Genomic DNA, 18,481 nt, shown 5'->3' with positions numbered 1-18,481 from the left:
ACGCGGTTAACCGCGCTCGCCCATCAGCCATTCGAGCTGGACTTCATGCTGGCCGCGATCATCGGTGACGAAGATCGTGCCTTCGCTGATCATCACATCCCACTTGATGACGCGCGGCATGTCCTTGGCGAGGGTTTCCAGGACTTCCTGCGGAACCGCCGCGATATTGACGTTCTTCAGGTTCTTCACCGCCGGGACCACCTTGGTTTCCCAGACGCGCAGGCTGCCGTAGGCCAGCAGGCTGGTACGCTCGGTACGACGCGAGCACCAGGTCAGGCGATCGGCATCCGGCTGGCCGACTTCGATCCAGTGCAGGACGCGATCATCCAGGCTTTTTTCCCACAGCGCAGGCTCGTCCACCTCCGACAGACCACGACCAAAAGCCAGCAGTTCGTTGTACCAGAGGGCGTAGGCCAGCAAACGCACGGTCATCCGCTCTTCGGTTTCCGAAGGATGGCGGGCAATGGTCTGCTTGACGCTTTCGTAGACGCTGCGATCCAGGTCGGTGAGGTTGAGTTCGAACTTGTAGGTCGTGGACGGCTGGGCCATGAACGGGGCTTCTAGAGACGAGGAAAGGCGCCAAGTCTAACCGATACGCAGGTCAATCAACGACTGCTGATGGTTATGAAGATGGCGCGCGCCATGTTAAAAGGCTCTACTGCCCTCGTCTTGTCCTACAGGATCGCCCATGCCGTTCACCGCCAAACCTCTCTCCGGCCTGAAAGTCATCGAGCTCGGAACCCTGATCGCCGGCCCTTTCGCCTCGCGGATCTGCGCCGAATTCGGCGCCGAGGTGATCAAGGTCGAATCGCCGGACGGCGGCGACCCGCTGCGCAAATGGCGCAAGCTGTACGAAGGCACCTCGCTGTGGTGGTTTGTCCAGGCGCGCAACAAGAAATCCCTGACGCTGAACCTGAAGCATCCGGACGGCCTGGCGATCCTCAAGCAGTTGCTCGGCGAAGCGGACATCCTGATCGAGAACTTTCGCCCCGGCGTCCTGGAAAAGCTCGGCCTGGGCTGGGAAACCCTGCACGCGCTGAATCCCGGGCTGGTGATGGTGCGCCTGTCCGGGTTCGGCCAGACCGGACCGATGAAGGACCAGCCGGGATTTGGCGCGGTCGGCGAGTCCATGGGCGGGCTGCGCTACATCACCGGTTTCGAAGACCGCCCGCCGGTGCGCACCGGGATCTCCATCGGCGACTCGATTGCCGCGCTGTGGGGCGTGATCGGTGCCCTGATGGCATTGCGTCATCGCGAAGTGAATGGCGGAGAAGGCCAGGTGGTGGATGTCGCCCTGTATGAAGCCATCTTCGCGATGATGGAAAGCATGGTGCCGGAGTTCGATGTGTTCGGTTTCATCCGCGAACGCACCGGCAATATCATGCCGGGCATCACGCCATCGTCGATCCACACCACGGCCGATGGCCGGCATGTGCAGATCGGCGCCAATGGCGATGCGATCTTCAAGCGCTTCATGCAGGCCATCGGCCGTGAAGACCTGGCGAACGACCCGCTGCTGGCCAGCAATGACGGGCGCGACAGCCGGCGTGACGAGATCTACGGGGTGATTGACCGCTGGGTCAACTCACTGCCCCTGGACGCGGTGATCGCCGCCCTGAACGGCGCCGATGTCCCCGCCAGCCGCATCTACAGCGCCGAGGACATGTTCAGCGACCCGCAATTTCTCGCCCGGGAGATGTTCCTGCAGGCCAAGCTGCCCGACGGCAAGGACTTCAAGATGCCCGGCATCGTGCCGAAACTCTCGCAGACGCCTGGCTCCAGCGAATGGGTCGGCCCGCAGTTGGGCGAACACAATGGCGAGGTGCTGGGCAGCCTCGGTTATGACAAGGTACAGGTTGCACGGCTGCGTGAAAGCGGCGCCATCTAGCGCCGCGTGGCTGTTGATAAGTGCGTCGACGAGTGTATCAACGACTGGCTTGAACCCGGGAAGGTATCCAGCTCATGACTCCCAGTGCCCTGTGGCGACACCTTGGTTTCCCGCTGTTGGCCGCGCTGATGTGTGTCCTGCCGCAAACCGGGCAGGCCAGGGAAACCTTGACCTGGCTGCTGCGGGATCTGCCGCCCCTGAGCATCTTCGACGGTCCGAAAGAAGGCCAGGGGGCGGTGGACCAGATGCTGCCGCTGCTGATGGCGGCGCTGCCGGAGTACGAACACACGGTACTGCGAGTCAACCGGGCGCGGGGCATGCAGATGCTCGGCGGGTCGACGTTCACTTGCGATCCGGCGCTGCTGTGGACCGCGGCGCGGGCGCAGAAAATGCTCTTTTCCATCCCCAGCATGGGCACCACCAGCAACGGCCTGGTGGTTCGACCAGCCGACCAGGCCCTGATCGAACCCTTTGTGTCCGACGGCCGGGTCGACCTCGCCGCGCTGCTGGCCAGCAACAGCCTGCAACTGGGCGTCGTCGCCGAGCGCAGCTACGGCCATCCGATCGATGACGTGCTGCATCACACCCATGCGCAACATCTGGTCCTGCACTACGGCAACGATGCCCTGGGCAGCCTGCTGCAGATGCAACGCCTGGGGCGCTTGAAGGCGCTGCTCGGCTACTGGGCGGAAATCCGCTATCAGGCCCGGCAGCAACAGATCGGCGATAACGAATGGCTGTTCTATCCCATCAAGGGCACGGCCGACTATCAGTTCATCCGTGTCGCCTGCTCCAACACGCCCCAGGGCCGGGCGGTGATTCCCCATATCAACGAGATTCTGCGCGGGCTGCGCCGACAGACGCTGGTGGAGCTCTATGCACGCTGGCTGGTGCCGCCGGAGCGGGACAAGTACCTGGAGGATGCCAGGGAGTTTTTCCTCGCGCCCGAGGAGCAATGACGAATTCCGGGCAAAAGAAACCCCGAGAAGTGGGGAGACGACTCGGGGTTAAACGTGGCCTACAAAGACCAGTACGACAAGCCACAAACACCGGAGCACAATGCCTGCCCTTGCCGTTATAAAATCTGACACCTTCTTGGGAAGGAAGGTTCCAAAAAAAATGCTAACGACTGGCGGCGCGGAACACCCGGTGCTCGGCGGCGTTGCGCAGGGCGGCAATCACACAGGGCTCCAGGCGCCCCTCGGCGATTCGCAGATCACGATGCAAGCCATCGACCACGTCGGTCAGCAGACGCTTGTCCGTCAGTTGCGCCTGATTCACTTCACGCTCCACCAGAAGCAGGCCGGCAACGCTTCTCACACTCACCACGCACTCACCATGGCCGCCCGATGGCGTCAGGGTAACGGGATATGGACTCAATGCCTCATTGAGCAACAGGCTGATACTTTCCATCTCGATCACCACTCAATAGTCAAAAACCCGAAAGGTCTGAACCCGAAAGGTCGAAAACAAGAGAACCTGGAGTCAATGACCGCCAGTCAGAGAAGAAAGTTCGCTGGGCCGACAGGGCCTTGCGAGCTGCTCGACGTCTATCGAGCATGAATGAGAAAGATGACAGAGAAAAAACAGCAGGGGGCCGCACTGGCTAGAATCAGATCAATGGCTTTTAAGGCTTTTACTACAGGCTGCATCGGCTTTGCTTACAGATATGACACGAAGTATCTGGTTTGTTGCTCTGCTCTCGCCCGCACCACCGTCGCGCCCACCGGAGACCTGTCTTGAGTTCATCCCCCCACACGCCGCTACGAATCGCCCTGGCGGATGACCACCCGATTTTCCTGATTGGCTTGCGGGCCGTACTGGAGCGCGATCCCGGCTTGAGCGTGGTCGGTGAGGCCAGCACCCCGCAGGCGCTCTTCGATCTTCTGGGCGAGCGCCCGTGCGACGTGCTGATCACCGATTTCATGATGCCGACGGCGGATCAGAATGACGGTTTGAAGATGATCGAGGCCCTGGTCCGGCACTACCCGGACCTGCCGATCCTGGTGGTCACCATGCTCAACAATGCCGGTCTGTTCCGTTATATCCTGGACCTGGGCGTCATGGGCCTGTTGAGCAAGGCCAGCCTCGCGGCCGAGTTGCCCGTGGCGATCCGCCATGTGCGACAACGCAAGGTGTTCGTCGCCCAATCGGTGCGCCAGACCCTGGCGCAGGCCGGGGAAACCGGCACCCATCGGCTGGGCGACCAGGAACAGCTGTCACCGCGGGAACTGGAGGTCACCCGCCTCCTCGCGGCTGGCCGTACGGTGGGCGAGATCGCGGCCCGCCTGTGTCGCAGCAAGCAGACCGTCAGCGCGCAGAAAGTCAGTGCCATGCGCAAGCTCGGCCTGTCCAATGATGCCGCGCTGTTTCTCTACCTGCAGGAGCACGGACTGTCCTGATCGCCCTCAGCCAGGCTGCCGCTCACGCTCGGCGACAGCCACGCGACCGGCCATGCTCAGCCAGGGCAAGAGTTCGACACGGCTCATGGGCGCGGCAACGAATCGCCCCTGGACAAGCAGGTCCCCCAACTCCTGGATCAACCGATATTCCTCGTCGGTTTCGATCCCGGTGACCACCACCCGCAGGTTCATGCCCTTCGCCATGTTCAGGATCCCCGCGACGATCGAGCGCTTGCGCGAATCCTCGGCCATGCCGGTGACAAAGCGGGGGGCGATCTTCAACTCCGAGAACGGCAGTTCGAGCAGTTTCTGCAGGCCGGCGCCAGCAACGCCGAAATCGCCGATCGACAGCTGGCAACCGAGCATCCGCAGACGCAGCATGCCTTCGACCTGGGCCGCCTCGGCGGTGCATTCGCCGCTGTCGACCACCTCCAGCGTCAGCCATTCGGCGGGCAGGTGGAAACGTCTCAGCAGCTCGTTCAGGCGCTCGGCGAAATCCGCCTGTTCGACCATCAACCCCGGAATATTCACTGCCACCGGCAAATACTCGTCCGTACCCAGGTACACCTCGACCGACAGGCCGATGGCCTGTTCGAGCATGTGCCAGGCAAGGGCCTCCGAGAGCCCTGCATACTCGAGCACCGGCATGAAGGTGGCCGGCAACAGCATGCCCTGTTCCGGATGCTGCCAGCGAGCCAGCGCCTCGACGCCCTGCACCCGACCATCACACGTTACCTTGGGTTGGAAGTAGGCGCTGCAGTACTGCTGGATCGCCCGGGGTCCGGCCCCCGCCTGCAGTTCATGCAACGAAAGCAACTCACAGACCTGGGCCAGCGGCAGCCCGGGGCGCTGGCGACCGAAGCGTTGCTGGTAGGTCGCCAGCAACTCACCCAGGATCGCCGCCGACGCCGGCTTCAGCAGGCAGCCCAGCACATGCAGTCCCTGCTGTCGGGCCATGTGCGCGGCGCCTTCACGCACCTCCTGGTCGAGGCTGCTGAGGATTATCAGGGCCTGGGCCTCGCGGGTTTCGGCCAGGTGCCGGATCAGTTGCAGGCCATCGCCGCCTTCCAGGGAGAGATCGCAGATGGCAATATCGACCGGTCCGCGATTGACCAGGGACTGCCGGGCACTCTCGACGCTTTCAGCCGTCAGCACATCGAAGACACCGTTGGCATTGAGCATCTGGTGCAGTGCCATCAGTTGAAAGGGGTTGTCTTCAAGAACCAGGATCTTGAGTGCACGCATCGATGATCTCCGCAGGATGAAGCGGTCGTTATCCGCAATGGCCTGCCACCTTAGCCGGGGCAGCCGGCGTTCCCCATAGGACAAGTCCTAAAGTAGTGACCGGTCTTGCAGACTCGGTTCAATGTCGGCCATGACCTGGTCGATCGCCGCCTTGAGTGCCTGCCACTCAGGCTGCAGCCGCTCGACAGCCTTCAGCCGCAGGCAAGCGTCCATATCGACACAGGCCCGCGCCAGGGCAATGGCATCGACAAGCGAGGCAATCCCCTTGAGGCGATGCACGGACATCGCCACGCCCTCCCAGTCAGCGCCGCTGACCGTTTCTTCCAGCTCGCCGCGCTCTTCCCGCAGGTTCTTCCAGAGCTCCAGCAGCATGCGCTGGAGCACTTCGTTGTCGGCCAGCGTCATGTCCCGCAGCGTCTGGATATCGAAGGATTTTTCCCGGGGGGCGATCTCCGCCAGCAGGCGGGCCAGGTCATCGAGGACAACGGGCTTGACCAGCAAATCGTTCATCCCGGACTGCAGGCAGCGTTGACGCTCATCACTCATGGCGTTGGCCGTGCACCCGACAATCAGGCAGGCCGGGCGCTGCTCCTCGATTTCCAGCCGACGCAACGCCTCGGCCAGCTCATAGCCTGTCATGCCGGGCATGTTGCAATCGCTGATCACCAGGTCGAAGTGTCCGCCCTGCCAGGCCTGCAGCGCTGCTTGCGCCGTGCGGAACGACTCGACGCGCTGGCCGAGCACCGCGAGTTGCTGATGCAACACCAGGCGGTTGGCGGAAAGGTCATCGACGATCAGTACGTTCAAGGACGGCAGCTCGGACCTGGCGCTGCTCGGCGGTACGGTTGTCGAGCGGCGTGCCTCGCGCCTGAGCGGCAGTTCCAGGCGCACCTGGGTACCATGTCCGGCATGGCTGTGCAGCTCGATGCAGCCGTCCATCAGCTCCACCAGTTGCTTGCAGATACTCAAGCCCAGGCCGGTCCCGCGATATTCCTCATCGGTTTCATCGCGGCCCTGCACGAAGGGAGTGAACAGTGCAGCCTGTTGTTCCGGGCCGATGCCCTTGCCGCTGTCTTCGATAGCGATGCAGAAGCGGTCGATATCCGCCGATTGCGAAAGCAGGGCAACCCGGACCCGGACAAAACCCTCGTGGGTGAACTTCAGGGCATTGCCGATCAGGTTGTGCAGCACCTGGCGCAAGCGCAGCGGATCGAGCCGGTGGTCGTCCTCGAACAGGGGGGCGACCTCCAGGCTCAGCTCGATGCCCTTCTCCACGGCCTGGGCCTCGAACAACTGCACCACCCCCTCGAGGAAACGCTTCAGGTCGGTGGGCTGCGGGTCCAGGCGCATGTGCCCGGCCTCGATCTTTGCCAGGTCGAGGCTGTCGCCGATCAGCGCCGTCAGTTCCCTGGCCGATTGATAGGCCACCTGCAAACCCTGCGAGAGCGCCTGTCCCCGGGCCTGCGCCTGCTCGCGCTCCACTTCGAGCAAGCCGATGATTGCCCCCATGGGCGTGCGGATCTCATGACTCATGGTCGCCAGGAAGGCACTCTTGGCCTGGCTGGCCTGTTCGGCCTGCCGACGGGCCTCGGTCAGTTGCGCCTCGAGCCGCTTTCTTTCGGTGATATCGATCCAGCCGCCCAGCAGCCCCTGCAACTGCGCCCCGGCCGAATAGAAGGGCACCATCCATTGATAGACATCGATGCCGCCACTGAGAAATTCGAGCCGGCGATCCTTGAACACCGGTTGCTGGTCGTCCAGCAACCGCACGAACTCATCATGCAGTTGCCGGGCAACATCCTGCGGCAGCAGGCCGGTTTCAGTGACACGCCGCCCCTGCACCTGCTCCAGGGTCGTCGACAGGCTCTGCTCGTAGCTGCGATTGCAGGTGATCAAGCGTCCTTGCAGGTCACGCACGAAAATCGGATTGGGGATGCCATCCAGCAGCGCCCGCTGGAAGGCCAGCCGGTCATTGAGCTCCTGCTCGGCCTGGCGGCGCTGGCGAATCTGGATATTCAGGCGGCGGTTCCAGGCGAGCGAGACGACCCCCAGCAGCAACATGGCCCCGGCCAGTCCGTAGACCCAGCGTGGCACCCGCTTCCACACCGACGGCGGCGGCGCCACGGGCACCGCACCGAGCCACTTGATCCGCAGGGCCCGCAGCTCCGCGACGGGAAATGCCTCCAGCGACTTGTTGAGAATGCTCAGCAGCTCGGGAGACGTCTTGACCACCGAGAAACTGTCGGCGGACCAGAGCCCCTCCACGCTACGCCCGACCTTCAGCCTGCCGGGCGGATACAGATAGGCCCAGGCGTCACTCTGGATGGTCGCCGCCGCCTCGCCATTCTCCACCAGCGCCCTGGCTTCCTCCGGGGTCCTGACACTGCGCAAGACGATATCCGGGTGCTCGCGGCGAATCATCGCTTGCAGCGCATGCCCTTCGGGCAACGCCAGCACCCGCCCGGACAGTTGCTTGAAGGAGCCGAGCGGGGAGTCGTTGACCGGCACGACAAACACCCAGGAACTGCCGCCGAAGGCGTAGGTGAAGTTCAGGAACGCCTTGCGCTCGGGGCTTTCCGCCAGCGAGCCGTTCATCAGCGCCTTGCCCTCCTTGAGCATGCCGATGGTCTCCATCGTGGAAAAACTTTCCTCGAAGACGAACTGCAGCCCGGTCATCCGCGAAATGCGCGCCAGCAGGTCGACATTGAGGCCGACCCAACGATCGTGGCCGTCCTTGTAGATATGCGGCGGATACTGCTGCGAGGCGACCACCACCCGTGGATGCTTGTCGATCCAGGCAAGCTCCGCGGGAGTCAGGTTGACCCGGGACTGGGTGATATCCGAGCCGAAACCGGTGGTCCAGCGCGCCAGGATCTCCCGTTGCGTGGCCTCGTCGATGCTGTCGAGGGCCCGCTGGATCAAGCCGCTGAGCATCGGCTGCGACTTGCGCGTGGCGAAGGCGAAGCCGATGGGGGGCAGCGCGCTCTGCCCGCGGATCTGCAAGCCCATGTAGGGCCGTATGGTCTTGTAGGCCCGGACAATCACTTCATTGCCGATAAACGCGTCGACCTCACCCTGGGCCAGTGCCTCCAATGCACTGTAGAGCGTGGGCGCGAGGATGATCCTGCTCTCGGGATAGGTGGCATGCACCACCTGCGCATCGGCATACCCCTCCAGCAGGACCACCTTGCGCTCCTTGAGATCGCTCAGTTCCGGGGTCTCGTTGCGAGTGACGATCACCGAGCGGTCGGGCATGTAGTCGCTGGAGAACGCCAGTTCGGGGACACCCCGCTCGAAACCATTGGCACTGGTGAGAAAATCGATCTGGCCGTCACGCAGGGCTTCCACGGCCTGGTCGCGCTCGGCAAACCCGATGACCTCCACCGCCACCCCGAGCCGATCGCGGATCAGCCCCACATAGTCGGCGCTGATGCCCTGGTAACGATTACGGTCGTTGGTGATATCCACCGGCTCGTAGTCGGCCACCGAGATACCCACCCGCAACGTGCGGTTGGCCTCCAGCCAGCGCTGCTCGTCCGCGCTCAAGGGCAACCGGTCGAGTTCGACAAACGACGCGGGCAGGCTGAAGGGCAGCCCCTGGGCCGCCATCGACTGGCCCGAGAGGCTCGCAAGCAACGCCAATAGCAGCCATGCCAGAGTGGAATATCGCGTTCTGCGCTGAAACACCATGACGAAGTACCTGACCCCTTTTTTGGAACATGAAAAAACAGGGCGCAAGTTTGGCACGCAAAAACGATAAAGCCCGCCAAGGGGCGGGCTCTAAAGTGTGACCGTTCTAGTCGGTCAGAGCGGCTTGCCGCGGTTGCCATGCTGGCTGACAAAGGCCTGTACGGCTTTCAGGTCGTTGGCCAGAACCGTGCAACGCTCATCTCTTTCAAACAAATCGGAAAGGTGTGCTGGCAGCTCAAGCGCTTTTCCTACACCCGCTTTCTCTACTGCTTCAGGGAACTTGACCGGGTGCGCAGTACCCAGGATCACCATCGGGGTATCCAGGCTGCGACGGCACTCACGGGCGGCCTTGACGCCGATGGCGGTGTGCGGGTCGAGCACCTCGCCGGTCTGGGCGAAGACTTCGGCGATGGTCTCGCAGGTCTGGGCGTCATCCACGGCCAGGGAGTCGAACAGTTTGCGCGCCTCGGTCCAGCGATCCTGGTCGACACTGAAACCGCCACCTTGCTTGAAGGTGTCCATCAGGCCGGCGATGGCCGCGCCATTGCGACCGTGCAGGTCGAACAGCAGGCGTTCGAAGTTCGACGAAACCATGATGTCCATGGACGGCGACAGGGTCGCGTGCAGGGTTTCCTTGACGTACTGGTTGCCGCTCATGAAGCGGTGCAGGATGTCGTTGCGGTTGGTGGCGACGATCAACTGGCTGATCGGCAGGCCCATGTTGCGCGCCAGATAGCCGGCGAAGATGTCGCCGAAGTTGCCGGTCGGCACCGAGAACGCCACCGAGCGGGCCGGGCCGCCCAACTGCAGGGCCGCGTGGAAGTAGTAGACGATCTGGGCCATGATCCGCGCCCAGTTGATCGAGTTCACCGCGACCAGGCGCGTGCCCTTGAGGAAGCTCTGGTCGGCGAAGCTGTTCTTGACCATTTCCTGGCAGTCGTCGAAGTTGCCTTCGATGGCGATGTTGTGGATGTTCTCACCGAAAATGGTGGTCATCTGCCGCCGCTGCACTTCCGACACCCGGTTGTGCGGGTGGAGGATGAAGATGTCGACGTTCTCGCAGTGCTTGCAACCCTCGATGGCCGCCGAGCCGGTATCGCCGGAGGTGGCGCCGACGATCACCACGCGCTCGCCGCGCTTTTCCAGTACGTAGTCGAGCAGGCGACCGAGCAGTTGCAGGGCGAAGTCCTTGAACGCCAGGGTCGGGCCGTGGAACAGCTCGAGCACCCATTCGTTGCCATTGAGCTGGCGCAGCGGCGCGACGGCGTTATGGGCGAAGACCCCGTAGGTTTCCTCCAGGATCTTCTTGAAGTCGGCATCCGGAATGCTGCTGGTGACGAACGGGCGCATGACCCGGAACGCCAGCTCGTGGTACGGCAGGCCGGCCCAGGAAGCGATTTCTTCCTGGGTGAAACGTGGCAGGTTTTCCGGCACGTACAGGCCGCCGTCGCTGGCCAGGCCGGCCAGCAGCACGTCTTCGAAGTTCAGGGCCGGTGCCTGGCCGCGGGTACTGATGTAACGCATGAAGAATTCCTCTCTAATTCGGCGCTGCCGGCTTAGTTCAAGTGCTCGACGCGGATCCGCACGACAGGGCCGACCACACCTTGCAGGGCCTCCAGCGCAGCGATGGCGTCGTTGATGTGCTGTTCCAGCACGCGGTGGGTCAACAGGATCATCGGCACCAGGCCGTCATGCTCTTCGACTTCCTTCTGCATGATCGATTCGATATTGATCCCGCGCTCCGACAGGATGCTCGCGACCTGGGCCAGGACGCCCGGATGGTCCTTGGCCTGGATACGCAGGTAGTAGGCACTTTCGCAAGCATCGATGGGCAAGATCGGATGGGCCGACAGCGAGTCCGGCTGGAAGGCCAGGTGCGGTACGCGATTCTCCGGGTCGGAGGTCATGGCCCGCACCACGTCCACCAGGTCGGCGATAACCGACGAAGCGGTAGGCTCCATACCGGCACCGGCACCGTAGAACAGGGTCGAACCGGCGGCGTCACCATTGACCATGACCGCGTTCATCACGCCATTGACGTTGGCGAGCAGGCGATCGGCCGGGATCAGCGTCGGGTGGACCCGCAACTCGATACCGGCAGCGGTGCTGCGCGCCACGCCCAGATGCTTGATGCGATAGCCCAGGGCCTCGGCATAGTTGACGTCGGCGGTGGTCAGCTGGGTGATGCCTTCGGTGTAGGCCTTGTCGAACTGCAGCGGAATGCCGAACGCGATGGACGCCAGGATGGTCAGCTTGTGCGCGGCATCGATGCCTTCGACGTCGAAGGTCGGATCGGCTTCGGCATAACCCAGGGCCTGGGCCTCGACCAGCACGTCCTCGAAGGCACGGCCCTTCTCGCGCATCTCGGTGAGGATGAAGTTGCCGGTGCCGTTGATGATACCGGCGACCCAGTTGATACGGTTGGCGGACAGGCCCTCGCGGATCGCCTTGATCACCGGGATGCCGCCGGCCACGGCCGCTTCGAACGCGACGATCACGCCCTTCTCGCGGGCCCTGGCGAAGATTTCATTGCCGTGCACGGCGATCAGCGCCTTGTTCGCGGTGACCACGTGCTTGCCGTTCTCGATCGCTTTGAGTACCAGCTCGCGGGCAACGGTATAGCCGCCCACCAGCTCTATGACGATGTCGATCTCAGGGTTCGTGGCCACTTCGAAGACATCGTTGGTAATCGCAATACCGGTCGTTTGGAACTGAGGCTTTGGCGTGCGGGTGGCGATTTGCGCCACTTCGATTCCACGCCCGGCACGACGAGCAATTTCCTCGGCGTTACGCTGAAGTACGTTGAAGGTGCCGCCACCGACGGTACCTAACCCACAGATGCCTACTTTGACCGGTTTCACTCTTAACTCCCCATGAAACGGCCGACGCGAGGTCGGCCGTGGAAAACAGCCGCTGGACCACCAGCGGCTTGCTGTTTAGGACCGCCGGGCCAGATGCCCGGGGTCTTGCTCGTCAAAGGCGACCGCGACGAGGCTGGATTACTTGGCGGCCAGGGCCAGTTTGGCAACTTGTGCCGCTGGCTGGTAGCCCGGAATCACCTGGCCGTCAGCCAGGACGATGGCCGGTGTACCGTTGACCCCGATCGACTGGCCGAGGGCGAACTGTTTCGAGACCGGGTTGGCGCACTTGGCGGCCTTGATTTCCTTGCCATCGACCATCTGGTCCATGGCGGTTTTCTTGTCGGCCGAGCACCACACCGCCTGCAACTGCTCGTCACCCGGCGAACCCAGGCCCTGGCGCGGGAAGGCGACATAACGCACTTCGATGCCCATCTTGTTCAGCGCCGGCACTTCGGCGTGCAGCTTGTGGCAATACGGGCAGGTGGTGTCGGTGAAGACGGTGATATGCGACTTGGTTTCGCCGATGGCCGGATAGACCACGGTCTCAGCCACCGGAATACCGTTGATCAGCTTGGAGATGCCCAGGCGCTCGGTCTTTTCGGTCAGGTTGACCGGCTTGCCGTCCTTGAGCTGGAACAGGTAGCCCTGCATGACGAACTGGCCGTCGGCGCTGGCATACAGTACGCGGCTGCCCTTGAGCTTGACTTCGTACAGGCCGGCCAGGGGGCTGGCGGTAATGCTCTCCACCGGGGTTTCCAGCTGGAGGCTGTCGAGGCTCTTGCGAATCGCCTGTTCGGCGGTGTCATCGGCCAGGACCAGGGAGCTGGCCAGGACGAGGGCAGCAGCGGCGAAAATCTGGGTCAAACGCATGGGAACTCCTGAAGGCGGGCAACTCATGGGACGGTAAACACCGATCAGCAGATCCGGGTTCCGACCGCCCATCGTGCAAACGGGTAAAGCCTACCACATAAGGTCGGCATGACCGACTCCCGGCGATGCGAGGCGCCAGGGAGTCGGATAATCACCCAGCCCCCGAATCCTACGATGAACCCGGTCGATAAGGCGAGATCAAGTCATATTGATTGGGCAGGCCCAGACGATACAGCGTGTCGTCCAGGGTCTGATCCAATGCCAGCAGCGGCTCCTTATAGCGCGTCACGATCGTGGCCGGCGCTGCCGAACTGTTGCTGGCGGCAAGCACGGCGTTGGCGGCTCGCCGCCCACTTTCATTGGCGGTTTCCATGCAGGCCAGGTCAAATCCCGTGGCCCGTACGTAATCACCGGCCAAAAAGAGATTGCCGATCTGGGTACTCGTGTCCGGTCGATTACTCCACGAGTCGGGTGTATTGACCAACAGAGGATCGTCGTTGTGAACATTGCCCGTCCCGACATTCGACAGGCCAGGGTCGAGAAACCATGAATGAATCAGACTGCCCGGGAGCAGACTGGCGCCATTGTCCAGCCCCGTCCTGATCTGCGCCAACACCTCATCGACGATTTCCTGCGGCGTGCACTGATTGGCCGGTTTGTTATAAACGATACCGGGCACCGTCCACTCGGCAATGATGATCGACAACACATCCTTCACATTGCCATCGCCATAGGTCGTAGAAAAACCAGCGGGCCATAGTTGCGCTTGCGTCCCTCCACCAATGGCCCAGGGCGAGTCGATACATTCCATCAGCGGAATGTCGGTGGCCGCGGTCAGGAAAAACTGTATGCCATTCATCCAGCGTGTTTGCAGATTGGCGATACGGCCCAGCTGAGGGTCGGCAGCCAACATCGCCGGAGTCATCAAGGGCACCGCCCGCTCCGCGGGCACGGCAAGCACGAAATAGTCGGCATTGATGGTCATCCCGGCATTATTGGCATCGGTCGCTTGTGCACTGGTGATGCGGCCATTGCTGAAGTTGAGCGCGGTGACTTGCGTTCCCACACTGAAGGTGACGCCTGACGCCGTCAGGTATTGCACCCAGGGGGTGATCCAGGCCTCGTTGGTGGGATGATTCATCACCCGCAGGATACCGGCAAACGGATTATCGACATCGCGCTTGGCATAGCTGTAGAAAAAACCTTCCACCGCCTGCCCTATGGTGCGCGCACTGGCAATTTCGGGGCGCGCTGCCACGAAGCCGATGATGATCCGGCCCAGCAATTGCTGATAGGCGGCGGACTTGCTGGCCGCCTGGGTGTACTCCCACCAGCTCATTTTTTCCCATTGTCCCAGGCGCCGCAAATCGCCACTGGTGATGAATACGTGCAGTTTCTGGACAAAAAAAGCCAATTCGAGAGGGGGAATCTGCAGACCCGCCGAAAGCAGATTGACCAGGGACGTCAGGGCCAGGGGAATGCCGGCGGGCGTGCCCGGAAACAACAGAACCGTGGTGGTATCCACGTAAAAGTCAGGGCGCCCCGTGAGGGCAATCAGGAACGCCTGTAGGGCAACGAGATTGTTCCAGGCGCCATGGGCGTTGCCGCTGTAGGGAATGCGCCTCAGTGTATCGGGAAGGTTGTGGTAGAAATTGGGATAAAAGCGAAAGCCGTGCTCACCGGGTAAATCCAGGCGGCCATTCGTTCCGGTAGCGGGAACCGGAATACTGCGGGCTTTGCCACCCAATGCGCGACGCTCATACACCGTCACCTGGTAGCCCCGTTCAATCAATTCATGGGCCGCCGTCAATCCGGCCACGCCACCACCCAGAATCGCGACCGTTTTTCCCGTGACCGCCTTGGCCATATAGGGAATACCACTGAGCGACAGGGCCGCCGCGACGGTTAAGCCACCTTGGATAAAGCGCCGCCGGCTCACACCGCGCCCGTTGACGGCATTGGCTTTTACTTTCCTGGACAGGGGTTTGTTTCTTTTGTTACTTCCTTTTTTGATAGACATACTTTTCTCCAGATACCTTGGAAAAAGTCGGCCACAAAAACTGAGGGGAGGTGGCGTCGGTCGCCTGAATAGCAATCCTTGGTCAACCACTGGGTTGCTGCCCGGCTAAACGGCTGCGCGACTACAGGAGGATGCGACTACGGCCATCGAATTCAGCGTAGCCCAGTTTATCCGGGCTCGAATTCGTGCGTCCGGAGCCGCGGAACCTGGAGGAACAGCGAAGAAATCGACCGCGCACCACTCTGTCCCTGGTGCTCGGCAGCATCCGTGCTTTGCGCAGCAGCTTCAGCCGCGCGGGTGATGCCTGGCGTGCATGTCCTGCAGGCGGGCACGGGCGACATGGGTGTAGATCTGGGTGGTCGACAGGTCGCTGTGCCCCAGCAGCATCTGCACCACCCGCAGGTCGGCGCCGTGGTTGAGCAGATGGGTCGCGAAGGCATGCCGCAGGGTATGCGGGGACAGCGACTTGCCGATGCCGGCGACCTTGGCCTGGTGCTTGATCCGGTGCCAGAAGGTCTGGCGGGTCATCTGCTCGCCGCGCAGGCTGGGAAACAGCACGTCGCTCGGCCGCCCGCCCAGCAGCTCGCCACGGGCATCGCGCATGTAGCGTTCGACCCAGACAATCGCCTCCTCGCCCATCGGCACCAGGCGCTCCTTGCTGCCCTTGCCCATGACCCGCAGCACGCCCTGGCGCAGGTTGACCTGTTCCAGGGTCAGGCTGATCAGTTCCGTCACCCGCAGCCCGCAGGCGTAGAGCACTTCCAGCATGGCCCGGTCGCGTTGGCCGATGGCCTCGCTCAGGTCAGGCGCTTTCAGCAGGGCTTCGACGTCAGCTTCCGACAGGGATTTGGGCAACGGACGACCCAACTGCGGCATCTCCACCTGCAGGGTCGGATCGACGGCGATCAGCTTTTCGCGCAACAGGTAACGGTAGAAGCCCCGGACACCGGAAAGAAAACGCGCGGTGGAGCGCGGTTTGTAGGCCTGCTCCAGACGCCAGGCCAGGTGGTCGAGAATCAGCTCGCGACCGGCATTGAGCAATTCCAGGCCCTTGTCCTGCAACCAGCCGTTGAACAGCGCAAGATCGCTGCGATAGGCATCACGGGTATTGTCCGAGAGCCCCTTCTCCAGCCACAGGGCGTCGAGGAACTGGTCGATAAGGGGATGATCGATGGCTGGCATAAGGGCTCGACAAGCAAAAGGCGATAAGCAGATGAGCATTGCGGGAGCTGGCTTGCCGGCGATGGCGTCCCCCAGGCGCGACAAGACTCAAGGGCCACTCGCTGGCAAGCCGGCTCCTGCAAGGTGTTCATTGCAATCCCACTGTGACAGCGGCAAACGGATTTTTCAAAACCCGAAATGCAAAAAAGCAGCCCGTAGGCTGCTTTTTTCTGCATCGGAAGCTGGACTCAGGCCAGTTTTTCCTTGATGCGAGCTGCTTTACCCGACAGGTCGCGCAGGTAGTACAGCTTGGCTTTACGTACGTCACCGCGACGCTTGACAGCCATGCTGTCGATTTGCGGGCTGTAGGTCTGGAAAGTACGCTCTACGCCAACACCGTTGGAGATTTTACGTACGGTGAACGCGCTGTTCACACCACGGTTACGCTTGGCAATTACCACGCCTTCGAACGCCTGCAGACGCGAACGGTCGCCTTCCTTCACTTTCACCTGAACGACAATAGTGTCGCCCGGGGCAAAGGTAGGGATCTCTTTGGTCATCTGCTCTGCTTCGAGTGCAAGGATGATTTTGTTAGTCATGCTGTGCTCCTAAGGTAAATCGTCTGATCTACCATCGATACGTTGTTAACTATCGTCCCGCTCGCGGATGTATTCCTCGAGCAGCTTCTTCTCTTCTCCAGAAAGCGAGCGGCTTTCCAGAAGATCGGCGCGTCGTTCCGAGGTCCTGCCAAGGGACTGCTTCAGACGCCAACGCCGGATATGTGCGTGGTTGCCACTGAGCAACACGTCGGGAACACGCTGATCCGCATACACCTCCGGACGGGTGTAGTGCGGGCAATCCAGCAAACCATCCGTGAAGGAATCTTCCTCCGCGGAGTCCGCATGCCCTAAAGCTCCGGGCAGCAGTCGTGTAACCGCATCTATCAGGACCATCGCCGGCAGCTCGCCACCGGAAAGAACATAGTCCCCAATCGACCACTCTTCATCGACATGAGCGTCTATAAAGCGCTCGTCAATGCCTTCGTAACGACCTGCAATGAGGATCAAGGCTTCCTCGTTCGCCAGGTCGCGTACCGCCAACTGATTCAGTTGCCGGCCCTGGGGCGACAGGTAGATCACCTTCGCCGCCTCCCCTGCTGCTGCCTTGGCCTGAACCAGGGCGTCCTCAAGGGGCTTGATCTTCATCACCATGCCCGGACCACCGCCAAATGGGCGATCATCCACAGTGTGATGTCGATCGGTCGTGTAGTCCCGCGGATTCCAACAGGTCAGCTGCAAGAGCCCCTGTTTCACCGCACGACTGGTGATGCCGTAGTCGCTGATGGCGGAAAACATTTCGGGAAACAAACTGATCACTTCTACGCGCAGGCTAGCCATCGCTTAGAAGTCCGCATCCCAATCCACCTTCATCTCGCCAGCGGCAAGGTCGACAGCCAACACGCATTGCTCCGTATAGGGCAACAGGCGTTCGCGATCATCCAGGCTGCCCGGACAAGGCTTGACCACCATGACATCGTTCGAGCCAGTCTCCAGCAGGTGATCGATCTTCCCGAACAGTTGCCCGAGGGTGTCGATGACCTTGAGACCTTCCAGCTGGTACCAGTAGTACTCGCCGTCGGTCAGTTCAGGAAACAGGTTGCGCGGCACGCAGATCTCATAACCGGCCAGAAGACGCGCTTCTTCACGATCATCGAGACCCTTGAGCTTTGCGACCAGGAACTTGTCGTTCCCACGCCCGCTGACCAGCTCTACCTGTTTCACGCTACCTTCGCGCTTGAGCGTCCAGGTTTTGTAGTCCAACAGGTTTTTAATTGGATCAGTAAAGGAATAAACCTTCACTTCGCCGCGAACGCCATGAACAGAGTAGATCTTGCCGATAACGATCAAATCATCGGTAGAAGCCGGCGTCGCGTTCATATTGCTCAGGCCGCAACCTTAGCGTTTTCCTTCAGCAACTGAGCAACGCGCTCAGAAGGTTGTGCACCAACGCTCAGCCAGTAGGCTACGCGCTCTTGGTTCACGGACAGACGAACTTCCTGACCACGAGCAACCGGGTTGAAGAAACCCACTTGTTCTTTGTGCGAACCGTCACGAGCGTTGCGGCTGTCGGTTACGGTCAGGTGGTAAAACGGGCGCTTTTTGGAGCCGCCAAGGGCAAGACGGATTGTTAGCATGTGAACATCGTTCCTGTAGTCGGTGCTGCAAATCTAAATGCACAGCGGGCATGGGTGCCCGAAAGGCCGCATATTCTAAGGAATATCCGGACTTTTGCAAATGACTTTTTCCGGCGCCTGGCGCCATGCAATCAAGATTTGCCATAGAGC

General features: G+C 61.6%; 16 protein-coding genes. 3 read left to right on the top strand and 13 right to left on the bottom strand.

The window, feature by feature from the left end; all coding sequences use genetic code 11:
* Positions 1–6: 6 nt before the first annotated feature.
* Positions 7–549 carry a YaeQ family protein gene (locus KI243_RS06060; protein WP_017124044.1) on the bottom strand — a complete coding sequence of 181 codons (543 nt, stop codon included), beginning with the start codon at positions 547–549 and terminating at the stop codon, positions 7–9.
* Positions 550–688: 139 nt separating this feature from the next.
* On the opposite strand from KI243_RS06060, the gene KI243_RS06055 reads away from it, so the two are divergent.
* Positions 689–1,888, top strand: a complete 1,200-nt coding sequence (locus tag KI243_RS06055; RefSeq protein WP_177119357.1) for a CaiB/BaiF CoA-transferase family protein — start codon at positions 689–691, stop codon at positions 1,886–1,888.
* 74 nt (positions 1,889–1,962) lie between these two features.
* Positions 1,963–2,847 carry a TIGR02285 family protein gene (locus tag KI243_RS06050; RefSeq protein ID WP_177085656.1) on the top strand — a complete coding sequence of 295 codons (885 nt, stop codon included), beginning with the start codon at positions 1,963–1,965 and terminating at the stop codon, positions 2,845–2,847.
* Positions 2,848–3,010: 163 nt separating this feature from the next.
* Here the strand turns inward: KI243_RS06050 and KI243_RS06045 are convergent, their stop codons facing one another.
* Positions 3,011–3,301, bottom strand: coding sequence for a DUF3509 domain-containing protein (locus KI243_RS06045; RefSeq protein WP_017124047.1), 291 nt, complete (start codon positions 3,299–3,301; stop codon positions 3,011–3,013).
* Between the two features lie 326 nt (positions 3,302–3,627).
* Here KI243_RS06045 and KI243_RS06040 point away from each other — a divergent pair, with 326 nt between their 5' ends.
* Positions 3,628–4,290 (top strand): response regulator transcription factor, encoded by a 663-nt coding sequence (locus KI243_RS06040; protein ID WP_017124048.1) that lies wholly within the window; start codon positions 3,628–3,630, stop codon positions 4,288–4,290.
* A 6-nt stretch (positions 4,291–4,296) separates the two neighbouring features.
* Here KI243_RS06040 and KI243_RS06035 read toward each other — a convergent pair whose 3' ends face one another.
* The 11 genes from KI243_RS06035 to rpsP form a co-directional block, all read right to left on the bottom strand.
* Positions 4,297–5,535 carry an EAL domain-containing response regulator gene (locus KI243_RS06035; RefSeq protein WP_212810610.1) on the bottom strand — a complete coding sequence of 413 codons (1,239 nt, stop codon included), beginning with the start codon at positions 5,533–5,535 and terminating at the stop codon, positions 4,297–4,299.
* Between the two features lie 87 nt (positions 5,536–5,622).
* Positions 5,623–9,144 (bottom strand): transporter substrate-binding domain-containing protein, encoded by a 3,522-nt coding sequence (locus KI243_RS06030; protein WP_212811177.1) that lies wholly within the window; start codon positions 9,142–9,144, stop codon positions 5,623–5,625.
* Positions 9,145–9,339: 195 nt separating this feature from the next.
* Positions 9,340–10,749: a threonine synthase gene (gene thrC, locus KI243_RS06025; RefSeq protein WP_212810609.1), complete on the bottom strand. Its 1,410-nt coding sequence runs from the start codon at positions 10,747–10,749 to the stop codon at positions 9,340–9,342.
* Between the two features lie 32 nt (positions 10,750–10,781).
* Positions 10,782–12,086, bottom strand: a complete 1,305-nt coding sequence (locus tag KI243_RS06020) for a homoserine dehydrogenase (RefSeq protein ID WP_042934504.1) — start codon at positions 12,084–12,086, stop codon at positions 10,782–10,784.
* A gap of 138 nt (positions 12,087–12,224) precedes the next feature.
* A complete protein-coding gene (locus KI243_RS06015) occupies positions 12,225–12,956 on the bottom strand; it encodes a DsbC family protein (RefSeq protein ID WP_017124053.1) in 732 nt (243 codons plus the stop codon).
* A 169-nt stretch (positions 12,957–13,125) separates the two neighbouring features.
* Positions 13,126–14,976 carry an FAD-dependent oxidoreductase gene (locus tag KI243_RS06010; protein ID WP_212810608.1) on the bottom strand — a complete coding sequence of 617 codons (1,851 nt, stop codon included), beginning with the start codon at positions 14,974–14,976 and terminating at the stop codon, positions 13,126–13,128.
* Positions 14,977–15,261: 285 nt separating this feature from the next.
* Positions 15,262–16,158: a site-specific tyrosine recombinase XerD gene (gene xerD, locus KI243_RS06005; RefSeq protein WP_017124055.1), complete on the bottom strand. Its 897-nt coding sequence runs from the start codon at positions 16,156–16,158 to the stop codon at positions 15,262–15,264.
* Positions 16,159–16,385: 227 nt separating this feature from the next.
* The gene (rplS, locus tag KI243_RS06000; protein ID WP_003175895.1) at positions 16,386–16,736 is read right to left on the bottom strand and encodes a 50S ribosomal protein L19; all 351 of its coding nucleotides are present in this window, start codon (positions 16,734–16,736) and stop codon (positions 16,386–16,388) included.
* Positions 16,737–16,781: 45 nt separating this feature from the next.
* Positions 16,782–17,534 (bottom strand): tRNA (guanosine(37)-N1)-methyltransferase TrmD, encoded by a 753-nt coding sequence (gene trmD, locus KI243_RS05995; RefSeq protein WP_040064517.1) that lies wholly within the window; start codon positions 17,532–17,534, stop codon positions 16,782–16,784.
* A 3-nt stretch (positions 17,535–17,537) separates the two neighbouring features.
* Positions 17,538–18,074 carry a ribosome maturation factor RimM gene (rimM, locus tag KI243_RS05990; RefSeq protein WP_177085648.1) on the bottom strand — a complete coding sequence of 179 codons (537 nt, stop codon included), beginning with the start codon at positions 18,072–18,074 and terminating at the stop codon, positions 17,538–17,540.
* Between the two features lie 5 nt (positions 18,075–18,079).
* A complete protein-coding gene (gene rpsP, locus KI243_RS05985; protein WP_017124058.1) occupies positions 18,080–18,331 on the bottom strand; it encodes a 30S ribosomal protein S16 in 252 nt (83 codons plus the stop codon).
* Positions 18,332–18,481: the final 150 nt, after the last annotated feature.

Origin of the sequence: Pseudomonas sp. Ost2, assembly GCF_018326065.1 — a bacterium.
GTDB classification, from domain to species: domain Bacteria; phylum Pseudomonadota; class Gammaproteobacteria; order Pseudomonadales; family Pseudomonadaceae; genus Aquipseudomonas; species Aquipseudomonas gingeri.
This window is presented reverse-complemented; position numbering and strand designations above follow the sequence as displayed.